At 39.0% G+C, this 12,114-nt stretch carries 7 protein-coding genes and 1 pseudogene; 1 reads left to right on the top strand and 7 read right to left on the bottom strand.

The annotated features are described in order from the left end of the window. The first annotated feature begins 18 nt into the window (after window positions 1–18). Window positions 19–673 (top strand): annotated as a pseudogene (locus tag KZA12_RS08070) (IS1 family transposase). A gap of 33 nt (window positions 674–706) precedes the next feature. Here KZA12_RS08070 and KZA12_RS08065 read toward each other — a convergent pair. From KZA12_RS08065 to KZA12_RS08035, 7 genes are all read right to left on the bottom strand, one after another. After that, a complete protein-coding gene (locus KZA12_RS08065) occupies window positions 707–1,849 on the bottom strand; it encodes a hypothetical protein (protein WP_218689873.1) in 1,143 nt (380 codons plus the stop codon). A 30-nt stretch (window positions 1,850–1,879) separates the two neighbouring features. After that, window positions 1,880–4,993, bottom strand: a complete 3,114-nt coding sequence (locus KZA12_RS08060) for an HsdR family type I site-specific deoxyribonuclease (RefSeq protein ID WP_218689872.1) — start codon at window positions 4,991–4,993, stop codon at window positions 1,880–1,882. Beyond that, the gene (locus KZA12_RS08055; RefSeq protein ID WP_218689871.1) at window positions 4,994–6,148 is read right to left on the bottom strand and encodes an AAA family ATPase; all 1,155 of its coding nucleotides are present in this window, start codon (window positions 6,146–6,148) and stop codon (window positions 4,994–4,996) included. It abuts the gene before it with no gap. Between the two features lies 1 nt (window position 6,149). Beyond that, a complete protein-coding gene (locus KZA12_RS08050; RefSeq protein WP_218689870.1) occupies window positions 6,150–7,382 on the bottom strand; it encodes a restriction endonuclease subunit S in 1,233 nt (410 codons plus the stop codon). Continuing rightward, the gene (locus KZA12_RS08045) at window positions 7,379–8,944 is read right to left on the bottom strand and encodes a type I restriction-modification system subunit M (protein WP_218689869.1); all 1,566 of its coding nucleotides are present in this window, start codon (window positions 8,942–8,944) and stop codon (window positions 7,379–7,381) included. Before KZA12_RS08045 ends, KZA12_RS08050 begins: the two co-directional genes overlap by 4 nt. Window positions 8,945–9,006: 62 nt before the next feature. Next, window positions 9,007–10,569, bottom strand: coding sequence for a Tn7-like element transposition protein TnsE (locus KZA12_RS08040; RefSeq protein ID WP_218689868.1), 1,563 nt, complete (start codon window positions 10,567–10,569; stop codon window positions 9,007–9,009). Further along, window positions 10,566–12,113 (bottom strand): TnsD family Tn7-like transposition protein, encoded by a 1,548-nt coding sequence (locus KZA12_RS08035; protein WP_218689867.1) that lies wholly within the window; start codon window positions 12,111–12,113, stop codon window positions 10,566–10,568. Before KZA12_RS08035 ends, KZA12_RS08040 begins: the two co-directional genes overlap by 4 nt. Between the last annotated feature and the right edge of the window lies 1 nt (window position 12,114).

Here is a 12,114-nt window from a genome sequence, read left to right as displayed (position 1 = left end):
GACTGTCACAGTTAGAGTCTGAACAAAAACGGCATCAAAATTTATGTTAAGCAGAATTGCTAGTGTAAGGACTGCAAACGACAGTTCATTGGCGATCATGCTTTAATCTACCAAGGTTGTCGTTCTCAAATAGCAGTTAAAACATAGATAATGACAGTTTATAGTTGCGGTGTTAAAGATATAGCTGTTACAGCCTCTACCAGCATTGGTAAAGTACTTAGTATTATATGTTCATCTGTTTATAAGATTGCGCCTAAAAAGAGCTATTATGAATGCTCAGAAGTTGATGAGTTCTGGACTTGTGTGTTTCAAAAAAAGCGTAAAGTCTAGCTTATTTATGCTTATGACCTTGCTACTAATCAGCTTGTGACCTATGTTTGTAGCAAACGCGATTTGAAAACGGTTAAGAAACTAAGAGCCCATCCTAAGCAACTTAACATTAGCTATGACTCTATTAGAATGGGATAACTGAGATAGCTTTATAACTGCCTTTAAAACAGATTATAAACGCATCGGCAAACAGCAAACTATGGGCAGAGAAGGTAATGATTGCCGCCTGAGACACCGATGAAGACGGACCGTTCGAAAGACTTATTGTTTCTCAAAAAAGCTTGATAATCACTTTGAGGTATTTGATTTAGTGTTTTTTTATATCAATCATAGCTATGCTTGATTAAAGCATACTTTTTAGAACACCACCCAAAATTTAATTGCTTGAATATTGCAATACTTTGTCAGAGCTTAAATGGATATCATTTACAATCAACTTACCGTTGACAAGGAATACATCTATTTCGTCTTGTTCCATAAGGTAAGATAGAATATTAAAGCTCTCTAACTTTGATTCCAACAAAACAAACAACTTACCGTTTATTCTATTAATAAAATCAGTATGCTGTTTTAGCTGAACCCTTAAACCATCAAGTTGATAACCGTCTAGACTTTTATTTTGCTCAATTTCCTGTTTTTGTTCGTCTGTAAAGTTATCGAAAGCATCTATACGATACTCCATAAGTTTATCAAGCTCATTTTTAATTCTAGTCACAAAATCTCTGTACCTTTGAATATTGTTGTCGGAGTAGTTTCCACTAATAACTATTTCGCAAATTTTACCTGCTACCAAACGTTCAAAAACTGCAAATACAGGATGAGTTAACACTTCTCTTTCAAAGAACTGACCTGGATGAAATTTTTGATTTGTGTTTGAATCGGTATAATAAAAATTACATCCTGTTGAGAAGATATTTTGTTTTGAGTTTAAAAGGTCACTAAATCTAAGCCTTTGGGAGATATACAGTTCGTAGCAATCATCATTATTTTTTACTATTCGAGACAAGTAAATATCTCGCATCGATCTATCTAACGATATATCAGGTATGCTCCTGAAACTGTCTACTATAGTTTCTGATATTCTTTCAAATCGAGCTTGCTCCTCAATAATCTGATGCTTTCTAATATCGATACATAGGTCAGAAATATATGACAAACTATTCTGAATTGAGCTGTACAAACTTATACCTAACAAAGCTGGCATTAAATCTAACTGATTATCCAGTTCAACTTTTTCCAAACCAGCAACGTCGCTGATTTTTCCTTTCTCAATACATGTTGTCGTAGGAAGGCCTTCTAATTCTCCGCTGTTTATTGTCATTAGCTCTCGAGAAGATCCTTTTTTGAAAACCAACCTGTAAAAGTACTCATCTTCGTTACCTTTTGCTAAATAACTTAGCTTCTGACTAAAAGCAGAGATAAAAAGTGAATTTGAGATTAAACGAGGATTGGGTATCAACTCACTAAGATTTGGGTTTTTTTCAAAAATAACTTGAATGCTTTTCGGTAAATTTTCCATCAATACTTCTCCACTCATTGCCCAAGTAAATTAAAATTTTCCACCAACGCCTTTAAACTTCTCAACAAAAGCTGCAATTTTTTGAAAAACATTTTGCTTTTGCGTTCGGTACTGTGGGTTCAATGGGCTAAGTTTGGGCAGCGCTTCATTAAGAGCAGTGCCATTTTCAGAGGCGTACTCACGTTTGAGTGATGACGCAATATAGCGTTTGGCAGCTTCTTCATTGAGCTTTTCAGAGGCAATAATGGCATCGGCTTCGCGCTTCTGCTCCGCCTGGGCGAATTTGAAGAAAGCGTCGATAATGCTGGCTTTGTCATTGATCTCATCTAGGTTTGTCTGGTTAATAAAATCAACCACTAAGCTCTCTTTCGCTCTATTACCAAGACTACCACGAATCATACGGCGGACTTCTTCAATCAAGCCTTCTTTGCTCTTGTTCTTCTTATTGTGATCAAAAATCAGTTCAAGAATGTAATCGAGGTTTATTTCCTGAGATTTAAGCAAATCAATTTCAAAGACCACATCGTCCCAGTCTACCGTTGACTTATCTTTGTCCTGGCCTTCTTTATCGCGTCGCAACCAGTCGCGGGTATCGTTGTAGGTAGAGCGATAATCTTGAATAGCACGCTCGCCTGGCATATCGATGGTTTGCATTGCCTCGATGTCAGCATCGTCCAGATAGTACTTTGACTTGAACTCTTCAACAGCTTGTTCATCACTGCTATCTAAGCTTTGCAGTGCTTTTAATCCAGCAAACTCATCGTAGTTTTGTAAAATATTTTCTGCTTTTAGGTATTCACCAAACAGCTTGGCAAATTCTTTTTTATCTTGTTCTTTTTCAATATTTTCTGGGTTTGGAAAGCGTTCTTTCAACTCTTTTACGATATCAACAAAACCTCGACGCGCTTGGCCAGTAGCAATATCGTTAAAGCCTTCCATGTATTCTTTGTAGCTCTTTTCCAACACCACGTTTTTGGTGTTTTTGTCACCAAACAAGGTGATGGCGTCAATGGTTGCCTGTTCCAAATCACGGAAGGTAACAATATTGCCAAAGGTCTTCGTTGCATCATAAATGCGATTGGTGCGAGAAAACGCCTGCATCAAGCCGTGATAGCGCAAATTCTTATCAACAAACAAGGTGTTGAGCGTAGGCGCATCAAAGCCCGTTAAAAACATACCGACCACGATGAGCAGATCTATTTCTTGATTCTTCACGCGCTGGGCAAGGTCACGGTAGTAGTTCTGAAAGCCATTACTGTCCACGCCATAGTTAGATTTAAACATGGCGTTGTAATCAGTGATCGCAGCGCTCAAAAACTCTTTCGCACTGCTGTTCATTGCACTGACTTCAAAGCTCTCATCTAAAATATCACCAATGGCGTCCTGCTCTTCATTGGCTGCAAATGAGAAGATAGTCGCAATGCGCAGAGGTTTACTTGTGGGTCCATTTTCGGCCTCGGCCTGCAATGTTTTAAAGGTTTCATAATACGCTTTAGCCGCATCAACACTACTGACCGCAAACATGGCATTAAACCCTTTTGCACCCGAATAGGCTCGATGCGTTTTCTGGTTAAAATGACTTAGAATGTACTGAGAGATTTCATGGATCCGCATCGGATGTAAAAATGCTTTCTTGTTCTCGGCGGCACTGAGCTTCTTATCATCCTGCTCAGTCTCAATGCTCTTAAATTGAGGGCGAACATCGTTATAGTCCACTTTGAACTTGAGTACTTTCTCATCACGAATGGCATCAGTGATTACATACGTGTGCAACTGCTGACCGAACACGCTGCCCGTGGTTTCAGCACCCAAGGCGTTTTCAGGGAAAATTGGCGTACCTGTAAAGCCAAACTGGTAGTACTTTTTGAATTTCTTCTTCAGATTTTTCTGCGCCTCACCGAACTGGCTTCGATGACACTCATCAAAAATAAATACCACTTGCTTGTTGTAGACAGCTAAATCGCTTTCACTTTTGATTAAGTTGTTGAGCTTTTGGATCGTGGTGACGACAATCTTGTTATCGTCTTTATCAAGGTTGCTCTTAAGCCCTGCGGTACTGTCTGAACCGTTCACACTATCAGGCGAGAAGCGCTGATACTCTTTCATGGTCTGATAGTCGAGGTCTTTTCTGTCCACCACAAAAAAGACTTTATCAATACAGTCTAAATCAGTGGCCAAACGTGCAGCCTTAAAGCTGGTGAGTGTTTTACCAGAGCCAGTGGTGTGCCAAATGTACCCACCGCTTTCGGTATTACTCCAACTCTTACTATTAAACGCGCTCTTTATCTTCCACAAAATGCGCTCAGTGGCCGCAATCTGGTAGGGGCGCATAACCAGCAAGGTGTTGCTGACATCAAATACGGAGTAACGCAAAACTACTTCAAGCAGCGTTTCTTTCTGGAAAAAAGTAGCCGTGAAGTCTTTTAAATCCTTAATCAGTGTATTGTCTGACTTCGTCCAGTTCATTGTAAAGTCGAAGCTGTTCTTGTCACGCTTAGTGGTATTGGCAAAATATCGCGTGTCGGTGCCATTAGAGATCACAAAAAGCTGCAAGAACTTGTACAACGAGTTCTCGGCATTAAAACTCTCTTTGCTGTAGCGATGTATTTGGTTAAACGCCTCTCGAATCGCTACACCACGCTTTTTCAGTTCGATTTGCACCAGAGGCAAACCATTGACCAAAATCGTCACATCATAGCGGTTAGCATTGCTACCCGTTTGCTCAAACTGCTTAATCACCTGCACTTTGTTACGAGCAATGGTCTTCTTGTCGAACAGGTAGATGTTTTCTATATGGCCATCATCAAAGACAAAATCGAAGATATAGTCACTGTGCACCTTGCGGGTTTTGTCGAGAATATTGTCGCTTGGTGTGTTCAGGTATTGCTCGCAAAAGCGAGCCCACTCGGCATCGGTAAACTCGACCTTATTAAGGGCTTGTAGCTGCTTGCGCACATTCGCCAGCATGGTGTCTGGCGTCGTTATCGTAGGTAAATACTCATAGCCCTGGTTGCTTAGGTCCTGAATCAGTTCACGTTCTAAATCACCTTCGCTCTGGTAGCCCTCAGCTATTTGGTCTAGCCGTGTATATTTATCTAAAACAATAAAGTTATTCGATTCAGCAACCGTTTTATAATTAGTCATTTATACTTCCTGCCGCCAGAATCCATATTCACTACTCAAGTAATCAACTAAATATTCTAACTTTTGTTTATCATTTGCTTCGACTTCTCCTGTTTCTTCACCAGCGTGTGCAGAGTGACTAGAAAGATTAAGAATCCGATTAGCAAATGGATCAGGGTTACCATCATCCGCTTTAGGAAGAAGCTCTGCCCAACCTTTATGCCCCAAAAATGTCGCTGTTTTCTCTAAAATATTTCTGACAAAACTGAAATGATATTTTCTGACTTGATTACTAATCAGTGCTTCCCTTATTTCAGCTAACAAAAGCAAGTGGTATGAAAACGGAGTATTATCTCCAAGAATGGTAAGCTCAAAATCTCCTGCTGAGTCCTTATCAAGGCGATACTTTTGAGACTCTTTAGACCTATATAACCACTTAATATCTACCGCGTTGGGATCTTTGGCTAGTTTATTACTAAACTCATTAGAAAGAACATTATAAAATAGTGGGTTATGCGTCGTAATAACAAATTTCAAGCCGACCGAGCTGGATTTCACTAACTTAGCTAAGTCAACAGCAAGCTCAATTAAGTGACTATCATCGAGAGAGCTCACAGGATCATCGATGAACACATATTCCAAACCATTAAATTTATCCGTACTTCTGTCATCTTCAGTGCTGCTCAATTCTTCAATAGCTAGATCTAATAGGCTGTAAAATACACTCCAAACTAAGTTACTTTCTTCTCCTTTGGAGATCTTAATAGAGGCACCTTTAATATCACTTTTCATTTTAAAAGCGATTTCCGAGAAATCAGTACTGAATATTGGCTCTATAGTACCACTGCTCAATTTTTGAAAGTGTTCAATAATTGCCGGCCCCCGTCCTTGTTCCTCCAACACCCACTTAGTGAACTCATTCGGGTGTATTTTGAGCATTCTATCTACATCACCATCTAAGTCATTATCCCAATAAAACAAGTCCTCAGTGAAGGCGTTGTAATACAGGGCTTTCAATGTCGCTTGCTCCCCATTTTCGTCAACCTTTGGGGAGACTAGTTCTTTAAATAATCTAGAAAGACGAGTTTTCCCTGTACCGTTGAAAGCATAAATCAATTGAACTTTTTTATTTAAAGCTTTGAGATCGAGTGCAATCTCATCGAGTGGTTTACCCATCTTACGCACCCTCCATTACTTCAGGCTTAGGAAATCTTAACAACAAATCACGATAATATTCGTATTGTTTCTGACGCAGCTCGATTTCGCGTGGGAGACCTTCTGTGATCGAGTTGGCTAGAGCGTCAAATTTATCGAGAATGGCCACGATACGCATTTGCTCGGCAAGTGATTTCTCATAGTCGTTTGGATATGGAATAGGAATGCGTACCTTTGAAATTCCGTCGATTAATAACCTTTTTACTTTACCTCGACTTATGTGTTTAGCTTTCTTCGAAATAAAATCTTCAGTTTGTAGACAATAAGATAAATATTTTGGATTTAAAGAATGACGAATAGCGTAGCTATCATCATGAATGGCTACCTTTCCTTTACCCAGCCAAGCTACAGCCTTGCCAACATCTTCAATAGTTTCACCCACGCTGGCGACAATCACGTCATTAGTTTCAGCATAACGGAGCGATTCAGCTAGGTCTGATCTAACCTGTGAAATTGTAATTTTAGACGATGTTCCATAGTGAGTGTAAATTTCACCATAGTGGATGACGTCAACACCACCATCTACTACGTAATCTTTTTTAGTAAATCGTTTTCCTCGGATAAATTCGGCAAGCTCACCCAATGGTTTCCACTCTACTTCACCAGTTTCAAAGCTTAACAACTGATCGCGGTAGTAGTTGTATTGTTTTTTGCGCATGTTAAGCTCGGCGGTCAGCTCGGCGGTCATGGCGGTAAATGCGTCCAGAATGCGGACGATTTCGGCCTGGATTTCCAGGGATTTTTTTGGGTTATTTGGGCATGGGATGGGTATTTCCAGCTCTTTTAAACTACCAGCATTAAGTGCAGGTATGCCATCAAATGTGCACAGCGATTGAATAGCAGATTGCATTTGATACAAGAGGTGATAAAGATATCTTACTTCAAGGTTCGCACTATCTTTGATCGTTACAGAATAATTTAGATTCCCTCTAAAATACTTTCCTTCTTGCCATGTAATTGAACCAACACCGGCCCCCCGGGTAGTTATTCCAATAGGGTCATTGTCAGTATTCCATTTATCGATAAATCCTAAAGGCTCCCTGCCACTATTTATCACAGGGTATTGGCCTGGATTAGTTGATATGGCTTGTTTGCTTACTGCTTGCCCTGTTTTGATTAACGTTACGTCGCCAAGTGCAATCCACTCTACGATTTCTCCATCCAATAGCTTTTCTAAATAGTTCAACTGACTCATGCCTCAAGCTCCTCAACTTCAATCTCCGCCACAATGGCGTCAATATCACTGCGAAGCACATCAATTTTAGCGACGGTGGTTTTAAGTTCGGCATTAAGCTCTGTAATGTCCACTAGCTCGCGGTTGTCTTTAGCTTCTACATAACTGCTTACCGAAAGGTTGTAGCTGTTGGCTGCAATGACATCCAAATCAATGGATTTGGCAAAGTGCTCTACGTTTTCTTTGCTGGCAAACACTTTTATGATGTCTTCAATATGCTGATTGGTAATTACGTTGGTATTAGTTTCCTTTTTGAAGTAAGCCTCGCTACTAGCATCAATAAACTGAGTGGTGGTGTCTAGCTTGTGTTTAGAAAGTACCAAGATATTTACGGCTATGGTGGTGCCGAAGAACAGGTTAGGTGCTAGTGAAATCACGGTTTCTACGTAGTTGTTATCAACAAGATACTGTCGAATCTTTTGCTCGGCACCACCACGGTAGAAAATACCAGGGAAACAAACAATGGCCGCGCGGCCTTTGCTTGATAGGTAATTCAATGCATGAAGTACAAAGGCAAAGTCAGCTTTAGATTTAGGCGCGAGTGTACCTGCGGGTGCAAAGCGGTCATCATTTATTAAGGTTGGATCGTCGCTGCCAATCCATTTCACTGAATACGGGGGGTTAGAGACAATCGCATCAAATGGTTTGTCATCTAGAAAGTGGGGGTCGGTTAGGGTATCGCCTAATTGAATGTTAAATTTGTCGTAGTTGATATTGTGCAAAAACATATTCATACGTGCCAAGTTGTAGGTAGTATGATTTAGCTCTTGACCAAAGAAACCATCTTCAATTATGTGCGCATCAAAGTGCTTTTTTGCTTGCAATAGTAACGAACCTGAACCTGCCGCAGGATCATAGATTTTATTGACGCTGGTCTGACCATGCATGGCGAGTTGAGCAATTAATTTTGAGACGTGCTGGGGCGTAAAAAATTCGCCGCCGGATTTACCAGCATTAGAGGCGTAGTTTGAAATTAAGTACTCATAAGCATCACCAAATAAATCAATTTGGTTATCTTCAAAATTGCCAAAAGTTAATTCTGCAACGCCTTTTAGAACAGCAGTAAGTCGCTTATTTTTAGCCTCTACCGTGTTACCAAGACGATTGCTGGTAGTATCAAAATCAGCAAACAAGCCTTTAATGTCTTTTTCAGAATCATAGCCATTGGCGGAGTTTTCTATTGCAGCAAAAATAGCAGCTAAGTCTGTGTTTAAGTTTTCGTTTTTATGGGCATTAGCTGTCACATTGCTGAATAACTGGCTTGGTAAAATAAAATAGCCTTTGGTGCGAATTGCACCATCTTTTGCTGCTTTTATATTTACATCATCATCTGACATTGCAGCATAGTTAACACTCGCGTCGCCACCAGTGATATATGCGTTAAAGTTCTCACTTATAAAACGGTAGAACAGTGTTCCAAGCACATACTGCTTAAAGTCCCATCCATCGACGGAACCTCGTACATCATTGGCAATTGCCCAAATTTGTCGTTGAAGCTCAGCACGTTGTTGATTACTTGTCATTATAAAAAACCTTATAAAATAAAAAAGGTATAAGTAGAAAGAGTTGGTTTAGCTAGATAGAATCAGGTTTCTAAGATACCAGTTAGTCGGCTTAGCCATCCATTGAATTCAATACTGGAGTCAGTTAGTTGAAGAGAATTTGATGGATGTCTCATTCTTTTTACTATTCCAAAATTTTCTAAATACTTGTTGGTAGGCCAATTGATTGAACGTTGGACTATTAGCTGCAATATATCTTCAAGTTGCTGAGACCACAGCTCAGTATCCTCTACTTTAATTATTAGTGTTGATAGCATTCTGTTATTGTCACTCATGTCAACTTCTAAAACGATGAAATTAGCTTTATCTGTTTTTATCTGTACTTCAAGTAAAGATCGCTTATTACCGTCAATTGTTCTATGCAAACTCGATCGACCAACAGCTGGCAAAAAATGCAATTCTTCATGGCAGTCAAGATCATGTTGTTCTAATAACTTTTTGATTAGTAGCTTAAATGCTTCAAAGCGTTGAATATAGAGCTCTAAGACCTCACTTTCATCATCAATCCCTGAGAAGTCAGTTTGGCACGCAGTACCATCAATCGTAGCTTCATCTGCACTCAGATCGAGCCCTACGAGATCTTCATATTCTTCAGATTCTATTCCGTTTGAGCTTGCCACTCTTTTTTTAACGACCTTTCGAGTTTCTATTGCGTTTACAAAGCTAAAAGATGTTGTTGGAATATCTAACGTTTTTAACTTAGTATCAATATCTGCATCCTGCTGATCATCAATAGTGTTGCTATCTGCTGAACTAACTGACTTAGCTCCATTATCTTTAGCGCTACCTGTCATACCAGTTTTGAATTTCTCGCTATAAAACCGCACGGTTTTAGGCAAAGAAGAAGGAATGTTGCTAATGCCTAAAACCTCATAAACGTAGTAATTATCAGTGTCCTTATCCATCCAACCTCTAGTCTCTAGCGAGATGTTGTCAAGTCGTGGCGGACTAAATCTAAAGCGCCATATTTTCTTGTCTTCAGTTTCCTGAACTTCTTCAGTAAAATTTTTGGCAATACTTTCATAGGATGAGCGCGCGTTCTTATCTAATAGTATCCAAGCCAGTAAGCGTCTCTGTCCTTCATTTTCAAAAGATTTTATAGGTAAAGAGCTTATAGGCAGAATATTTACTAAAATTGAATCATCTTGTATGTCCTGAATCCAAAATTCTCTACTAAGTAATCCCTGATCAATACAGTTTCGAGCAAGGTAAGCATTATGAAAAAATAAAATTCGTGCAAACTCAATCTGAGGAGTATGAACTGTTACCGTTGACTCATCTGATCTGATATAGTCAAACATAAAGGTATTACCACCGCCTTCTGAATCAGTACCTACTTGCCAATTAGAAGTAGAGATATCACTCAAACTAAATGAATAGCCACCTTTACGAGACTGCCCATCTGAAGGGTTTATAACTCTTCTTTTTGCGAGAGCTGGTAAATTCGATAGCCTAGTATGTAATACCTGATCCTGCCCATCGCTTCTTACACATAGCTCAAGGTTCCATGATTTCAAATGCTTAAACTTGAAAATATTAGCAACGTACATTATTTTCGAGTTTTCAGTAAAACCTTTAGCTATCATATACTCACCTTATTTATCCGCATATCTGCAATACTGTGCGCCTGCTCTAGAAACCTACTAGACTTAGAAGTAATTCGCTCATCGCTTAATTTAGCCAGTCGTAATATTTCCCAGCGCTGTAGAGTCTGATTGTTCAATATGCTGTCAATCAATACATAACTTAATCGTCTTATCTGATAGTCACTAACGTCTTCGCTATATCTGTTCAAAAATGCTGAGACTAAAGGTAGTTTATTTTGATTCTTTTCAATCATTGAAACTGAATAAGTTTGATTCATCCACCACTTTTTTGATTTACGAGGTGATGTTAAGTCAAAACACACTTGATCGTTTGTTTTGATAAAGGACCTCACTAATTCAATATCTTTCCTTCGCCAATCTATAATGAATCCTTTAGGGATATGACGCTGATGGTAGCTTTTGTTTGTATCCGTAAACCATGCTTTATCATTCCTATATAGCCATATATAAAGAGCTTGGTTGATTTTTCTAGATTCTTTGATAGATTGGTTGTCTTTAATCAGTCCCATCCAAAGATTTCGATTTTCCTCTATTATTCTACTGTCAGGCTTTAAAGTATTTTTTGTTTGGGTGATTTCATTTGGCAGTATAGTTGTCTGGCTTTTCACCTGCATTAATATTTCTTCAAAGGACCATTCTTGCTCTAATAAAGACTCAATAACGACAATATGCTCAAGATAACTGAACGATTTACGATGTTTACGAAAAATACCCCTAAGCCAACCTGTTTCACTGTTAAGTATATGAAGATTGTTCGTTTCCAAAAATTCTACTGACCATCTATTTTTAATTTTTTCTAGTATATGAAGATGATTGATATGTTTAGACCCTCTTATACAGTCGTGAGATCGAGCTAAATTGTGATAAAAAGTGGTCCACTGCTCAAAGGTTGGAGAAGGTTGTTCGCCTAAAGATAAAAGCTCAGTTATTTTAGAGGTGAGAAATCTATCACCCTCACTGATGCTTTCTTGTTGTTTTATAACACAGTTATGCGGAGTAGGGGCAATAAAATCATGACGGGAGTTAGGGCGATATTCAACTGAAGAATCCACTAATTTTCCATGCTTGCTACAACAAGTTATTCCTGAAATTTGCCATATACGTGACCAATACCATTCACCATGGTCTTTAAACTGCTCAACAAGACATTGTGGACAGTAACGGATATATTTTACAGAGGGCAGTCTTGATGCATTATTACCTATTGCTAAGTGAATAGCGCCTTGCGAATGGCTAGCCATCCATCTCAAACACTCTTGTCGTCTAGACTCAGGTATAAAAGGGGCATATAAAGGAAAAAGCGTATACTGATAAGCGATATAATTTAGATTAAAATGGTTATGGGGATAATGCCTCGTAATTTTAGATAAATGACACGGTAAATCAACTGTTGCAACTATACCTCTGTCTTCAAAAACATCATCTAATAACTGCTTGGGGCTAACTATTCCCGCTCTGATTTTATATCTAGCAACTGTGCTATAAATTAGCTCTTCGTCATATGGAATAGGGAGGTTGATCATA

Origin of the sequence: Psychrobacter sp. BF1, assembly GCF_019279065.1 — a bacterium.
In the GTDB taxonomy this organism is placed as follows: Bacteria; Pseudomonadota; Gammaproteobacteria; order Pseudomonadales; family Moraxellaceae; genus Psychrobacter; species Psychrobacter urativorans.
Note: the sequence above shows the minus strand (reverse complement) of the source record. Positions and strands in the feature narration are given on the sequence as shown.